The sequence below is a fragment of the Mycolicibacterium palauense genome, from assembly GCF_002592005.1.
In the GTDB taxonomy this organism is placed as follows: Bacteria; Actinomycetota; Actinomycetes; order Mycobacteriales; family Mycobacteriaceae; genus Mycobacterium; species Mycobacterium palauense.
On sequence record NZ_NVQF01000056.1, the window covers coordinates 25,844 to 40,708 of the forward strand.

At 70.9% G+C, this 14,865-nt stretch carries 12 protein-coding genes; 6 read left to right on the forward strand and 6 right to left on the reverse strand.

Annotation, left to right across the window (positions count from 1 at the left end; genetic code table 11):
• Window positions 1-11: 11 nt before the first annotated feature.
• From clpB to CSR00_RS19935, 5 genes are all read left to right on the forward strand, one after another.
• Window positions 12-2,558, forward strand: coding sequence for an ATP-dependent chaperone ClpB (clpB, locus tag CSR00_RS19915; protein ID WP_099024155.1), 2,547 nt, complete (start codon window positions 12-14; stop codon window positions 2,556-2,558).
• 130 nt (window positions 2,559-2,688) lie between these two features.
• The gene (gene ttfA, locus CSR00_RS19920; RefSeq protein ID WP_099024156.1) at window positions 2,689-3,501 is read left to right on the forward strand and encodes a trehalose monomycolate transport factor TtfA; all 813 of its coding nucleotides are present in this window, start codon (window positions 2,689-2,691) and stop codon (window positions 3,499-3,501) included.
• 13 nt (window positions 3,502-3,514) lie between these two features.
• On the forward strand, window positions 3,515-4,288 hold the full coding sequence (locus tag CSR00_RS19925) for an SDR family NAD(P)-dependent oxidoreductase (protein WP_176562157.1): 774 nt from the start codon (window positions 3,515-3,517) through the stop codon (window positions 4,286-4,288).
• Window positions 4,289-4,301: 13 nt separating this feature from the next.
• Window positions 4,302-4,847, forward strand: a complete 546-nt coding sequence (gene pyrE / locus CSR00_RS19930; protein ID WP_099024169.1) for an orotate phosphoribosyltransferase — start codon at window positions 4,302-4,304, stop codon at window positions 4,845-4,847.
• A gap of 56 nt (window positions 4,848-4,903) precedes the next feature.
• Window positions 4,904-5,266, forward strand: a complete 363-nt coding sequence (locus tag CSR00_RS19935) for a PAS domain-containing protein (protein WP_099024170.1) — start codon at window positions 4,904-4,906, stop codon at window positions 5,264-5,266.
• Window positions 5,267-5,286: 20 nt separating this feature from the next.
• Here CSR00_RS19935 and CSR00_RS19940 read toward each other — a convergent pair whose 3' ends face one another.
• The gene (locus CSR00_RS19940; RefSeq protein WP_099024157.1) at window positions 5,287-5,940 is read right to left on the reverse strand and encodes a TetR family transcriptional regulator; all 654 of its coding nucleotides are present in this window, start codon (window positions 5,938-5,940) and stop codon (window positions 5,287-5,289) included.
• 36 nt (window positions 5,941-5,976) lie between these two features.
• Entirely contained in the window at window positions 5,977-6,690 is a 714-nt protein-coding gene (locus CSR00_RS19945; protein WP_099024158.1) for a TetR family transcriptional regulator, read from the reverse strand.
• Window positions 6,691-6,814: 124 nt separating this feature from the next.
• On the opposite strand from CSR00_RS19945, the gene CSR00_RS19950 reads away from it, so the two are divergent.
• On the forward strand, window positions 6,815-7,786 hold the full coding sequence (locus tag CSR00_RS19950; RefSeq protein WP_099024159.1) for a hypothetical protein: 972 nt from the start codon (window positions 6,815-6,817) through the stop codon (window positions 7,784-7,786).
• A gap of 22 nt (window positions 7,787-7,808) precedes the next feature.
• Here CSR00_RS19950 and CSR00_RS19955 read toward each other — a convergent pair whose 3' ends face one another.
• The 4 genes from CSR00_RS19955 to CSR00_RS19970 all read right to left on the reverse strand — a co-directional run bounded on the left by CSR00_RS19955 (window position 7,809) and on the right by CSR00_RS19970 (window position 14,075).
• Window positions 7,809-9,611: a putative bifunctional diguanylate cyclase/phosphodiesterase gene (locus CSR00_RS19955; protein ID WP_281259741.1), complete on the reverse strand. Its 1,803-nt coding sequence runs from the start codon at window positions 9,609-9,611 to the stop codon at window positions 7,809-7,811.
• Between the two features lie 122 nt (window positions 9,612-9,733).
• Entirely contained in the window at window positions 9,734-11,860 is a 2,127-nt protein-coding gene (locus CSR00_RS19960; RefSeq protein ID WP_099024161.1) for an Rv1355c family protein, read from the reverse strand.
• A gap of 5 nt (window positions 11,861-11,865) precedes the next feature.
• A complete protein-coding gene (locus CSR00_RS19965; protein WP_245906289.1) occupies window positions 11,866-13,233 on the reverse strand; it encodes a cytochrome P450 in 1,368 nt (455 codons plus the stop codon).
• Between the two features lie 83 nt (window positions 13,234-13,316).
• Complete coding sequence (locus CSR00_RS19970; RefSeq protein WP_099024163.1) at window positions 13,317-14,075, reverse strand: hypothetical protein; 759 nt, start codon at window positions 14,073-14,075, stop codon at window positions 13,317-13,319.
• Window positions 14,076-14,865 lie beyond the last annotated feature (790 nt).

The window sequence follows — 14,865 nt, forward strand, 5'->3', positions numbered from 1 at the left end:
ACGGAGGTGTCGTGGACTCGTTCAACCCGACCACGAAGACCCAGGCGGCGCTGACGTCGGCGTTGCAGGCGGCCACCGCTGCCGGCAACCCGCAGATCATGCCCGCCCATCTATTGATGGCGCTGCTGACGCAGAACGACGGCATCGCGGCCCCGCTCCTGGAGGCGGTCGGAGTTGACCCCGCGACCATCCGGGCCGAGGCGGAGCGTCTGGTCGAGAAGCTGCCCAGCGCCAGCGGCGCGAATTCGACGCCGCAGCTGTCCCGCGAGTCGCTGGCCGCCATCACCGTGGCACAGCAACTGGCCACGGAGATGGACGACGAATACGTCTCCACCGAGCACCTGATGGTCGGCCTGGCCACCGGCGACAGCGACACGGCCACGCTGCTCACCGGCCACGGCGCGTCCCCGGAGGCGCTGCGCGAGGCGTTCGTCAAGGTGCGCGGCTCCGCCCGCGTGACCAGCCCGGACCCCGAGGGCAGCTACCAGGCGCTGGAGAAGTACTCCACCGACCTGACCGCGCGGGCCAGGGAGGGCAAGCTCGACCCGGTGATCGGGCGTGACACCGAGATCCGCCGCGTCATCCAGGTGCTGTCCCGGCGCACCAAGAACAACCCGGTGCTCATCGGTGAACCCGGCGTCGGCAAGACCGCGATCGTCGAGGGCCTGGCCCAGCGCATCGTGGCCGGCGACGTCCCCGAGAGCCTGCGCGACAAGACGGTGATCAGCCTGGACCTGGGATCCATGGTGGCCGGTGCGAAGTACCGCGGTGAGTTCGAGGAACGGCTCAAGGCCGTGCTCGACGACATCAAGAACTCCGCCGGGCAGATCATCACCTTCATCGACGAGCTGCACACCATCGTCGGCGCCGGTGCCACCGGCGAGGGCGCGATGGACGCCGGAAACATGATCAAGCCGATGCTGGCCCGCGGCGAGCTGCGGCTGGTCGGCGCGACCACCCTCGACGAGTACCGCAAGTACATCGAGAAGGACGCCGCCCTGGAACGCCGGTTCCAGCAGGTGTTCGTCGGCGAGCCGTCGGTGGAGGACACCGTGGGCATCCTGCGCGGTCTCAAGGACCGCTACGAGGTGCACCACGGCGTGCGGATCACCGACTCGGCGCTGGTGGCCGCGGCCACCCTGAGTGATCGCTACATCACCAGCCGCTTCCTGCCGGACAAGGCCATCGACCTGGTCGACGAGGCCGCGTCCCGGCTGCGCATGGAGATCGACTCCCGTCCCGTCGAGATCGACGAGGTCGAACGGGTGGTGCGCCGCCTGGAGATCGAGGAGATGGCGCTGGCCAAGGAGGAGGACGACGCCTCCAAGGAACGGCTGGAGAAGCTGCGCGCCGAACTGGCCGACAAGAAGGAACAGCTCTCCGAGCTGACCACCCGCTGGCAGAACGAGAAGGGCGCCATCGACGTCGTCCGCGAGCTCAAGGAGCAGCTGGAGGACCTGCGCGGTGCGGCCGACCGGGCCGAACGCGACGGCGACCTGGCCAAGGCCGCCGAGCTGCGCTACGGACGCATCCCCGAGGTCGAGAAGAAGCTGGACGCGGCCATCCCGCAGGCCGAGGCCCGCGAGGGCGTCATGCTCAAGGAGGAGGTCGGCCCCGACGACGTCGCCGATGTGGTGGCGTCGTGGACCGGGATCCCGGCCGGGCGGCTGATGGAGGGTGAGACCGCCAAGCTGCTGCGCATGGAGGACGAGCTCGGCAAGCGGGTCGTCGGCCAGAAGATCGCCGTGGCCGCCGTGTCCGACGCGGTGCGCCGCAGCCGGGCCGGGGTCGCCGATCCCAACCGGCCCACCGGCTCGTTCCTGTTCCTGGGCCCCACCGGCGTCGGCAAGACCGAGCTGGCCAAGGCCCTGGCGGACTTCCTGTTCGACGACGAGCGCGCCATGACCCGCATCGACATGAGCGAGTACGGCGAGAAGCACTCGGTGGCCCGGCTGGTGGGCGCGCCCCCCGGCTACATCGGCTACGACCAGGGCGGCCAGCTGACCGAGGCGGTGCGCCGCCGCCCGTACACGGTGGTGCTGTTCGACGAGGTCGAAAAGGCCCACCCGGACGTGTTCGACGTGCTGCTGCAGGTCCTCGACGAGGGCCGGCTCACCGACGGTCAGGGCCGCACGGTGGACTTCCGCAACACCATCCTCATCCTGACCTCCAACCTGGGGTCGGGCGGCACCGAGGAACAGGTCATGGCGGCGGTCCGCGCGGCGTTCAAGCCGGAGTTCATCAACCGGCTCGACGACGTGCTGATCTTCTCGCACCTGCAGCCCGACGAGCTGGTCCGCATCGTCGACATCCAGCTGACCCAGCTGCAGAAGCGCCTGGCGCAGCGCCGGCTGACGCTGGAGGTGTCCCTGCCCGCCAAGGAGCGGCTGGCCGAGCGCGGATTCGACCCGGTCTACGGTGCCCGCCCGCTGCGGCGGCTGGTGCAGCAGGCCATCGGTGACCAGCTGGCCAAGCTGCTGCTGGCCGGCGAGGTCCACGACGGCGACACCGTGCAGGTCAACGTCGCCCCCGACGGCGACGGCCTGGTCCTGGGCTGACCGCAACCCGAAGCGAGCCCGCACCCCGTGAACGGGGTGCGGGCCGTTTTCGGGTCGGGTGCAGGGCGTAACGTGGTTGTGACCTGCTTACATTCTCGTTTCCCCGAATAGAGCAGATAGGCTACGTGCAATGGTCCCGCTCTGGTTCACACTGTCCGCACTGTGTTTCGTCGGTGCGGCGGTGCTGCTGTACGTCGACATCGATCGACGTCGTGGGCTCGGCCGACGCCGCAAGTCGTGGGCCCGGTCCCATGGGTTCGACTACGAACCCCAGTCCACCGAGATTCTGCAACGGTGGAAGCGCGGTGTGATGTCCACCGTCGGTGACGTCACCGCCCGCAACGTCGTGCTCGGGCAGATCCGCGGTGAGGCGGTGTTCATCTTTGACCTCGACGACGTCTCGACGGTCATCGCGCTGCATCGCAAGGTGGGCACCAACGTCAGCGTCGACCTGCGGCTGAAGGGCATCAGCGAGCCCCGCGAGAGCGACATCTGGCTGCTCGGCGCGATCGGGCCCCGGATGGTCTACTCCACCAACCTCGACGCCGCGCGCCGGGCGTGTGACCGCCGCATGGTCACCTTCGCCCACACCGCGCCCGACTGCGCCGAGATCATGTGGAACGAGCAGAACTGGACCCTGGTGTCGATGCCCATCTCCAGCGGCCGCGCCGAATGGGATGAGGGCCTGCGCACCGTGCGGCAGTTCAACGACCTGCTGCGGGTGTTGCCGCCGCTGCCGCAACAGGCCGCCATCGGGGCGGCGCCCCGGCACCGCGACCGCGGCCAGATCGGTGCGGCCCCCGGGCGCCCGATGGCCCCGGCCGAGCTGCCCTCGGGCCCGGCCGGTGAGGATCCCGCCGACGCCCCGACCACCCGCCAGCGTGAGCCGATGCACCGCACGCCGCCGCGCAACGGGCACCAGGCCGCCCACTTCCAGCGCTAGCTAGGCTGGCGGGGTGCCGCCCACCGCGCTGATCACCGGACCGACATCGGGCCTGGGCATGGGGTATGCGCGCCGCTACGCCGCCGACGGTCACGACCTGGTGCTGGTGGCCCGCGACACCGAGCGGTTGGCCGAGCTGGCCGCCGAGCTGCGCGGCCGGCACGGCTGCGCCGTGGAGGTGCTGCCGGCCGATCTGGCCGCCGCCGAGGACCGTGCCGCGGTCGCCGACCGGCTCGCCGCCGGCGTGCGGGTGCTGGTCAACAATGCCGGCTTCGGCACCTCCGGGGAGTTCTGGACGGCCGACCCGGCGCTGCTGCACGCCCAGCTCGACGTCAACGTCACCGCCGTACTGGAACTGACCAGGGCCGCGCTGCCGTCGATGCTCGACGCCGGCTCGGGCACCGTCATCAACATCGCCAGCGTCGCCGGCCTGCTGCCGGGCCGGGGCTCGACCTACTCGGCCTCCAAGGCCTGGGTGGTGTCCTTCACCGAGGGGCTGGCCAACGGGCTGCAGGGCAGCGGTGTCGGGGTGCACGCGGTGTGCCCGGGCTTCGTGCGCACCGAATTCCACCAACGCGCCGGCATCGACATGAGCTCCACGGCATCCTTGATGTGGCTGCAGGTCGACGACGTGGTGCGCGACAGCATGACCGATGTGGCCAAGGGCAAGGTGGTGATCGTGCCCGGCCTGCAGTACAAGGTGTTGACGACCGTTGGACGCATCCTTCCCCGCGGAGTGGTGCGCGCGGCGACCAAGGCGATGGGACGTGGACGTGGACGTACGTGAGGACACACCGGTGCTGACCGAGGCCGACCGGGCCGAGCTCGCGGAGCTGGTACGGCGGCTGTCGGTGGTCCGGGGGCGGGTGGTGCTGTCCTCCGGCAAGGAATCCGACTACTACGTGGACCTGCGTCGGGCCACCCTGCAGCACCGCGCCGCGCGGCTGATCGGCAGTCTGATGCGCGAACTGACCTCCGACTGGGACTACGTCGCCGTCGGGGGCCTGACGCTGGGCGCCGACCCGGTGGCCACCGCGATCATGCACGCCGACGGCCGCCCCGTCGACGCCTTCGTCGTCCGCAAGTCCGCCAAGACCCACGGCATGCAGCGGCTGATCGAGGGCTTCGACGTCGCCGGCCAGCCGGTGCTGGTGGTCGAGGACACCAGCACCACCGGCGCCTCGCCGCTGACGGCGGTCCAGGCCGTGCGCGAGGCCGGGGGCCGGGTTGTCGGGGTGGCCACGGTGGTGGACCGCGCCACCGGTGCGGCCGAGGTGATCCGGGCCGAGGGACTGCCCTACCGCAGCGTGCTCGGGTTGGCCGATCTCGGCCTCGGCGACGGCTGACCGTGATGGTCGAGGGGGTGGAGCGGCGCAGGCGGTCCCGGCGTGCCCGGACGCCGATGCAGACGCTGCAGGAGCTGCCGGCGCTGGTGGTGTTGGAGCGGTTGCCGGTGCCGGTGCTGGCCGTGGCCTCCGACGGCCAGATCCTCTTCGCCAACACCGCTTTCGGTGACATGGTCGGCCGGACCGCCGAATCCGTGCTGAGGATGCGGTTCGACGAACTGTTCACCACCATGGCGATCGACGAGTCGGCGGTGGCCGCCGTGCGTGAGCACGCCGACCTGGTCGTGGAGCTGCGCCACGGCGACGGCTCCACCGTGCGCGCATGGATGAGCCGATCGGCGCTGGTGCGCGACGACGACGACGTGGCGCTGGCGGTGTTCACCGACCTCACCGAGCAGTTCTGGCGCGACGAGTCCTAGGCCGGCTCTCCGGCTGCGGGTCAGCGCGGCCGGCGGCGCAGCGTGACCTCGCGCTCGAGGTACTCGCGCATGAACGGCAGGCTGTCCTCGGCGGTGATCGCCGGGAGCAGCACCTCCCACACCCGGTGCAGGCGTTCGACCATGTCGGCGCCCTGGGCCGAACCGAGGGAGAACAGTTCGACACCCAGATAGGTGCTCACCAGGACCTCGGCGACGCTCTCCGGGGGCACCAGCCCGCTCAGGTCGTCCTCCTCGGCGGCCTGCCGGGTCAGGCCGGTGATGATCTCCTGCATGTCGGTGTAGGTGCGCACCGCCAGTGTGTTGAACTCGCCGAGCGCGCGCATCAACTGCGATCCCGTCCGAACCAGCGCGACCGTGGTGACCAGGTCGGCCAGCGCGAAGGAGCTGTGCAGCAGTTTCTCCAGTGCCGGCATGCCGGCCCGGTCCGCCATCTCGCTGAAGGTGTTGAACACGATTGCCGAGGCGTCGGCGATCAGCGCGGTGGCCAGGGCCTCCTTGGAGTTGAAGTGGTAGTAGAACGCGCCCTTGGTCAGCCGGGACCGTTGGATGACCTCGCCGAGCCCGGTGCAGGAGTAGCCGGCCTCGTCGAACAGCTCGACCGCGGCGTCGAGGATCTTCTGCCGGGTCGCCGCCGAGCGCGTCTGCCGGGCCATGCGTCGCGATACCTCCGATCCGGCCGGGAAATGGAATTACAGCTGGGAAACATCATCACGGTCCGTGTTGCGCAGCGCCATCTTGGTCCTGCGCGCCACGAACCGGGCGAAGTATTCCTCCCGGTCGGCCACCACGACGCCGGGCAGCAGCAGTGCCCAACCGCCCCGCAGGCTGGCCAGGTAGTCCGCGGGGTCGTCGTCCCGGCTGGTCTGGCGCAGCCCGAGAAACAGCGAGACCACCGTGCGGGCGATCTCGCGGGCATCGGCGCCGGCGGCGACGTCGCCGTCGTCGACCGCCCGCTTGGCGAGGCGGGCGAAGCTGTCGGTCCAGGACGTGATCAGCTCGTGGCTCAGCCCGTCCTCCTTGCCGATCGCCGCGAGCAGGTTCAGCCCGGCCCTGGTGAGGTCCTCGGTGAGGTCCTGGCAGGCCAGCGTGAACGTCACGTCGATCAAGGTCTCCAGCGCGGACTGCCCCGCCGTGTCCGCGGTCCGCTTGCGCGCCGACGCGATCGCCTCGTCGATCACCGCGACGGCCAGTGCGCGCTTGGAACGGAAGTGGAAGTACATCGCGCCCTTGGTCAGCTGCGCCTCGGTCAGGATGTCGTCGAGGTTGACCGCGCTGTAGGACCGGCGGGCGAACTGGTGTGCGGCGGCGCGGAGGATCTGGCGGCGGGCCGAGTCGACCCGGCCGTCCTCGTGGCCGTCCCCGCGACCGTCCCCGCAGTCGATCACCGCGCTCACTTCGCCCATCCGCTCAACGTGTCACCACGGCTGAATACTGTAAATCACACAGGCTAGTAGAGAACGTGCAAAAAGTATGTAAGATCCCACTCATGACAACTTCTGGTTCGTCGGCGCCGGGGAGGGCGCCACGGTGAACCGGGGGGGTGAACGGCTGGGCCAGAGCGCCGGAAGTCTGACCGCACGGCGGGGCCTGCCGGTCTGCGAACTCGGCCTGCCCGTGCAGGCGGTGTGCTCCGAGGAAGACTTCGACGGCGATCACGACCGGCCCGGGTACGACGACGACCCGATGGGCGCCGCCGCCCGCCCGGAGAGCGACACCGCACCCGCCGAGATCGACTGGGACGACGAGGTCGACTTCGTGTGCGCCGGCTACCACGGTGGGGAGCTGGCGTCGGGGGTGGTCGCCGCGATGGCGGGGTTCGACGTGTCCGTCGTCGCCATGCCCGCGGGCGGGCCCGTGGACGGCCGGTTGTCGGAGCGCTTCGGGATGGCCGACCCCGGGACCGCCGCCTATCTGGACGCGCTGGCCGCGGATCTGCCGCCGGTCGCCGTGTCCGAGTACGACCCGGTTCCGGTCCGGGCGGTCGACGGCATCCTGCCCGGTGAGTTCAAGCGCGGCGCCGCGGTCGCCCCGTTCTACGGGGCGCAGCTGCGCGACTGGGCCGCCGCCTGCGTCGGGTCGCCCGCCGTGGCGGTGACCAGCGCCGTGATCGACAGCCGCCAGACGATCACCTACACCGCACAGAGCGGACCGATCGACGCCATGGTGATCGGCACCATCGACCTGCCCGAGGACGGGGCCGAGGCCGATCTGCGCAGCTGGCTGATCGCCAGGGCACAGCCCTTCGGTCTGACCGCGGGCGTCGTGCCGGCGCTGCGCAGCCTGGTGTTCGACCACGGCAGTGTGGTGGGGGCGATGACCGACGGCCCGGACGGGGTGCGTGCGGTGCGGGCACACCAGGGTGTGGTGATGACGGGTCTGCCCGCGCGTCCGCGGATCGCGGTGCCCGACGGCGTGCGCGCCGCCGAGGTCGCGTTCGTGCTGCGCGGCGCCAGCCGGTTCGCACGCCTGGAGTTGCTGACCCTGCCGCACCAGCGCTGAGGCGCGCTGGTCGCCCTGGCCGTCAGCGGGAGTGCGCGCGGGGGCTGGAGGGCAGCGTGATCCGTCCCCGGCGGAACATCGACTCCATCGCGGTGCCGCTCAGCGGCCGGGACAGCAGGTAGCCCTGTGCCCGGAAACACCCGTGGTCGACCAGGATCCGCGCCGCCGCCGCCGTCTCCACCCCCTCTGCGACCAGGCCCAGATCGAAGGCCTCGGCCAGGGCGATGACGGCCCGCACGATCGCCAGATCGCCGGTGTTGCTGCCCAATTCGCGCACGAAGCTGCGGTCGATCTTCAGCGTGTCGACCGGGAGCGACTTCAGGTGTGACAGCACGCTGTAGCCGGTTCCGAAGTCGTCGATCGCGATCTGTACGCCGACCTCCTTCAGCGCCGACAGGGTCAGGCGGGTGGTCTCGATGTCCTGGACCACCACACTTTCGGTGATCTCCAGACAGACCGATTCCCCGGGCAGGTGGAACTCGTCGAGGATGTCGGCCACCGCGCCGGCGAAGCCGTCGGCCACCAACTGCACCGGCGACACGTTGACCCGAAGCAGCGCGGTCGACCCCATGCCGCGCGCACGCCACTGGCTGAACTGCTCGCAGGCCGTGCGCAGCACGTAGCGGCCGAGTTCGCCGGCCAGGTTGATGGATTCGGCCACCGAGATGAAGGCGTCGGGCAGCAACAGACCGCGGGTGGGGTGCTGCCAGCGGACCAGCGCCTCGGCGGCGAGCACCTCGCCGGTGCGCAGGTCCAGCTCCGGGAGGTACTGCAGCAGAAGGGAACCACTTTCGATGTCGCCCTGCAGGTGCAGCTCGATCTCGTTGCGCAGTGCACCCTTGAGCGACATCTCCTCGGTGAACACGCTGACCTGGTTTCCGCCGGCACTCTTGGCGGCCAGCACCGACTGGTCGGCGCGGCGCAGGATGTCCGACGAGGTGTCGACCCCGGGAACTCCCGTGGCCACGCCGATACTGGCTGTGCGGGTGATCATCTCGCCGTCGATCGAGACCCGTTCGTGCAGGTTGGTCCGGACCTCGTCGGCCAGCGCCTCGGCGGCGCCGGCGTCCATCGGGTCGGCGGGCACCACGACGAATTCGTCGCCACCGAGGCGGGCGATGAAACTCCGGTGGTCGTACCTCGTGGTCAGCCGCGCGGCGGACGCCCGGATGAACCCGTCGCCGGCGGTGTGGCCCAGGTAGTCGTTGACGGCCTTGAGCCGGTCGAGGTCGATGAACAACACCGCGACGGGACCGGGGCGGTCGGGGCGGAGGCGCTCCTCCAGATGCGTGACCAGCGCCCGTCGGTTGTAGACGCCGGTCAGGTCGTCGTGATCGGCCATGAAGCGCAGCTGCTGCTCGGCCTCGATCCGGGCCTTCAGCTGCGCGAACAGCGACCCGATCGCCTCCAGTGCGTTGAGTTCCTCCGGTGCCCAGGCGCGATCGCCGAACTTGACGAAACCCACCACTCCGGTGGTGGTGTCGCCCGAGACCAGCGGGGCCGCGGCCATCGAGCTCCCGCCGACCCCGCCGCTCTTCTCGATCGTCTGCTGGTACTCGCCGGTGGCCGGCTCGGGCCGGAACACCAGCGGTTTCTTACCGTGCTCGGAGGCGGCGAAGACCGGGTCGGCGTCGGCGAAATAGATCACCCGCAGCGGATCCGGGTCGGGAACGTCGGGTCGCGGGGGCCATTCGGCCACCAGGATCGAGGCATGGCTGGCATGGTCGTTGTGCCGCAGGAAGCTGACGTCGACATGGAAGTAGGAGACCAGCTCGGCCAGGATCTGTTGGCACACCTCGGACGCGTTGGCGTACTCGGCGGCCATCAGCCGGGTGGCGACCGAGGTCACGAGCCGATCCAGACTCTGTGGCACAACCGTCCTCTGTGCAGGGGATGCGGCGTCGGATGGAGAGGCCCGCCGGCGTCCGAACGTCTCCTCATCTTCGCTCATGCGGCGCCGATTCGGTCGGCGCTACGCCGGCTGCGCACCGACGGCGCCGCGGCGAAGGCCAGCCGGACCAGGAGCACGATGCTCTCGCCGTCGGCCACCCCGAGCAGCCGGTCGAAGTCGGCGTGCAGCCGGTACAGCTCGTCGGCGTAGCGCGGCGACATCCCGCGCAGCTCCTCCCGGGTGCGGGCATGGACGAACATCGGGGAGATCGGTTGTACCGCCAGCCCGTGCTCGCCCGCGGCGATCCACACCGACTCCAGCGCCGCCCCACCCCGGGCGTAGTCGGCCAGCGTGTCGCCGGCCACGATGACCGCCGCCAGCGCCGAGGACGCGGTGATCCGGCCGCGGGAGTCCTCGCCCAGTGCCGCGCCGCCGCCCCAGCGCGCGAGATGGGCCATCACGTCGGCGCGCCGCAGGATCTCCAGGGCGGCCAGGTCGCCGGCGTCGAGCTCCAGGGACCGGACATCGAGCCCGGTGTCCGGGTCGGGGTCGCCCGGAAAGCGCAGTTCGGCGATCATCTCCGCGTGCAGGCCCGGGCTCAGGTAACGGATCCGGTCGGCCCCGGCCACGATCGCGGCCGCCGCCTGGATCTCCTGGGCCGACGACAGCAGCCGCAGCCGGGCGTGCTCGGCCTCGGCGGCGGCCCGCAGCGCGGACGCCGTGGCCGCGGACAGTTCCCGCCCGGGCTGCCCGAGGTGCCGGTTGGTCTCGCGGTGCAGCATCGCCGCGTATCTGGCCGCCAGCGCGGGGTCGCGACCGTCGGCCAGGTGCAGCGTCGCCGACAACGGCGCGCCCCCGCCTTCGGTGTACTCGACGGGCCCCAGCACACCATGGGCGGCCGCGGCGACCCGCGCGTTGAACATCGCGGCACCGACGGACAGCGCGGCGCCGCGGTGCCCGACGTCCATCGACGAGGAGTACCGCGGGTCCACCGTGACGGTCACGCTGTCCGACCCTGCGGTGATCCGCCACGGCTGGGCGTTGCCGCCCGAGGGCGCGCGCAGCGCCGCCGCGGCGATGGTGTGCACGGTGTCCCGTGCGCCGGTCTGCGCCTGGCCCTGCGCGCCGGGTTCGGGGGGCGGCGCCACCGGGGCCGGCGGTTGCGCCCGCACCGGGTCGGTGAGCCGGTCCAGTGCGCCCGCGACGTCGATGCGGGCCCGGCCCGACTCCAGATCTTCGCCGAGGCCGATCCGCCGGACCGCCTCGGCGACCGCGGTGGCGCCGAGCCCGACCTCACCGGCCAGCTGCGGCCAGGTGGTCAGCGTGACACCCACCTCGACCATGGAGGCCGCCGCCCGTGCCGACGCCTGCGGCACGTCCAGATGGCCCAGCATGTGGGGGATCTTCTCGCGCGCGGACATGCCCGCCAGCAGTGCCGCGTCGACCTCGCCGAGCAGCCCGTGCAGGATCGGCCGGTCCGGTTCCCGGTCGAAGCGCTCCACGTCGATGAGCCCGCGGTCGCTGGTGGCCATCACCACCGGCAGCCGCCGGCGCCGGGCCGCCTCACGCACGATCGCCTTCATGTCCAGCGAGTCGCACTCCTCGACCACGACATCGAGCCCGTCGAGGAAGGCGTCGAGGTTGTCCGGGCGCACCCCGTCGGGCAGCACCCGCACCGGCAGGTAGGGATCGATCTCGGCGATGCGGCGCGCGGCGACCACCGCCTTGTTCTCACCAAGATCCAGCAGGCCGGCCGGGACGCGGTTGAGGTTGGACAACTCCAGGGTGTCGAAGTCGGCCAGCACCAGCTCGCCGCACAGTCCCTCGGTCGCCAGGGTGTGGGCGATGACGTGGCCGACGCTGAGCCCGGCCACCCCCACCCGGACACCGCGCAGCCGGTCCTGCTCCGCGGCGGTGATCAGGTTGCGGTTGCGGTCCAGCCGCAGCACGGCGAACGCCCGCGGTCCCAGAATGCCCACCGCGGTGCGCCGCCACGGAAAGCAGGCCCACCGGGTGGGCTCACCGAGCAGCTCGGGACCCGGCGCGGGACGCAGCCCACGAAGGGCCTCGAGCTGCTCGGCGCGGTGGTCGAGCAGCTCGATGCCCGGGTCGGCGCGCAGATCGGTCAGCGTGGCGCGGTCGGTGTCGTCGCGTTCGTCGAGGATGACGGCACTGTGCGGCATGGGACTCAGCTCGCCAACTCCAATCCGGTGCTCTCTCGGGCGGCCACGGTGGCCGGGACGGGTCCGTCGGCCACCATTGTGAAATGTACGGTCAGCGGAAAGCTGTCTTCCCGCGACTCGACCGTAATCCGGCGCACGAAGGTCGCCAGCGCGAGCGTCGCCTCCATCATTGCGAAGTGGTCGCCGATGCACGACCGGGGGCCGCCCCCGAAGGGTAGGTACTGATACCGGTCGCGCCCACCCGACCGGTGCGGGGCGAACCGGTCGGGATCGAAGGTCATCGGGTCGTCCCACAGTGCGGGATCCTGCTGGACGGCCTTGCGGCCGAAGGCCAGCATGGTGCCGGCCTCGACACGGTACCCGCCGACAACCAGATCCGTGGTGGCCATTCTGGTCCCGGTGGGCGCCGGCGGGCACAACCGCAGCGCCTCCTTGACCACCTGGTGGGTGTACTCCAGCCGGGGCAGGTCCGCCGTGGTCAACGGGCGGTCACCGAGCCCGTTCACCTCGGCGGCCACCCGCGCCTGATGTGCCGGGTGACGGCCCAGTTCCCACAGTGCGTAGGTCAGCGTGGTCGCGACCGTGTCGTGACCGGCGAACATGAAGATGATCAGCTCGTTGCAGATCTCGCGATCCGACAACGGTTCGCCGGTGACCGGGTCGCTGGCGGCGATCAGCGCCTGCACCAGCGGCGCGTCGCGGTCGGGGTCCTCGCGGCAGGCCCGCAGGATCTCGGCCGCGAGCCGGTGCAGCTCGGCGCTGGCGGCCCGGGCCCGCCGGCGAGCCGGGGTGGGCAGCCACCGCGGCGCCCGCACCGGCCGCAGCGCGCGCCGCATCGCGTAGTTCAGCGCCACGCTCAGCGGATCGGCCACCACTGCGGCCCGGGCTCCCAGGTCCTCGCCGGGGCCGTCGTCGAGGTCGAGCCCGAGCACGGAGCGGCCGAGCGCCTGCAGGGTGATCGCCCGGCACGCCGCGTCCAGGTCGATCTCGACGGAACCGGTGCCCGTCGCCCACCTGCGGCACACCGTCTCGGTGGCCTCGGTGATGTGCCCGGCGAAACGGCCCACGCGGGACCGGGTGAACACCGGTGCGATGGTGCGCCGCCGGGGCTGCCAGTCGCGGTGTCGCAGATTCACCAGGTTGGTGCCGAGGATCGCGCGCAGCTCGTCGAAGACGGGGGAGGTCTTGTCGACGGTGCCGTCCTTGATGGACAGGATGTCACCGATCGCCTGCGGGGAGGTCGCCAGCACGATCGGCGGCATCAGGCGCCGCGGACCCAGGACGATGCGGGTCACCGGGCCGCCGGCGTCGCGCAGCTTCTCGGTGCCCGTGTGGAAGTGCTTGACCGCCGCCAGGCGCTGCCGGTAGGGCATCGGATTCTTCGGGGCCAGCGGCAGCGCCGCGGGTTCCGGAGGTGCCTGCACGGTGCGCGCCGGGCCGGTCGTCGGGAGCGTCGTCATGCCAGCACCTCTTCCACCGTGGTCCAGCCCGCCGCCGCGGTGCCGGCATGGGCGCGGGTGCGCAGCAGCATGGACTCCTGCAGGATCTTGGTCACCTGCTCGGCCTCGGCGTGCTGGATGAACGTGCGCCGGTCCCACCACATCATCCGGGTCTCGTAGCGCTCGTCGGGATACGGTGTCGCCGGGATGTGCTCGGCCACAACACCGCCCGAGGACCGCCACCGGTCGAGCACGTACGCGCCCGCGGTGGCCATGCAGAACTGGATGTCCATCAGCGCCATCGCGTGGAATCCGGAGCGGGCGATCACCTTGGTCAGGGAGCGGCTGCGCTCCCGCCGGTCGGTGACCCAGGCCGATTTCATCTCCAGAATGCCGAAGGGAACACGGTCGGTGATCATCTTGCGCACCTCGCGCAGGCCGGGCCGGCCGGCCCACTCCACGACGGCGTGGGAATCGTCGGGGCCGCGCAGGGGCCCCTTGGCGCGGACCCCGGCCAGGATGGTGCCGCCCGAATCCAGGGCGGCAAAGAACAGGGCGGTGTCCTCGGCGCGCCAGACGGTCTCGACGTCCAGGGCGCACTCGACGCCGTGGCGCCGGTAGCTGCGCTGGGCGCCGTCGAGGTATTCGGCCCACAGTGCGGGCTCGTCGGACGGGCGTGCCACCACCAGGGTGCATTCGGAGTCGGAGTCCCACCAACTGATGCTGCCGTCCATATCGACTTCGGGAGAAGTGGGGTTGAGGGGTTGGGCGTACATGACCAGACCTTTCAGTTTGTTAGCCGAGTTTGGCGAGTTGCCATGGCTGAAATGAGTTTGCACAAACGGCTACGCTGTAAAACGGTTGCAGTTAATTATCTCCCCCCTTGTCCCAATTCCTCTCGGTTCGCGGTATTGGGGTCCGTTGGCATCGGTCATTGCTGTTCACCGGACTATCCCCGGCTATTGCCTCGCGAGCCGTCGTCGCCCCGGTGCAGTTCGAGTGAATCTCCAGCCGGATGTGAGGCGCATTTGTCAGCCTCTGCACGTTATTTGCGGACGTGTGGCGCTACCGGGCGGTAACCCTGACCAGCGACGTAGCTGGCGCGGCCCGGGCCCCCCGGCGTGATCGCGTTCGCGCCGCGCCGCGGTCGCCGCCGTGGTGGACAACGCTCGCGACTCTGCGACTGGGCGTGCCGGAAGGGATCGCCGGCATATGCGCCAATTTGCTCTTCCGGGGTGCCGCATCGCCATTTCTCGGCGGGCGACTGCAAAACGTGCGCCACGTTCCATTCGGGCTTCCGCAAATTGAGAATAGCGCCGCGGGGCGGCGGTCGGGAGATTGCTCGGCGCGGGCGGGGCGGTGGCGCCTCGGTACAGTGCCTGAAGTCGGCGGGCGCGGGCCACGGCAACGGTGGCAACGGCCCAATTCAAGCCAGGAGGAATTCACGGTGAAGCGGTGGCGGGTGGGCGGGTGCCGCCGGCTCGCCGCGGCGCTGGCCGCCGCGGCCCTGGCGGTCAGCGGGTGCTCGGACTCCGGGGGCCCCGCCACCGTGTACGGCGCCGGCAC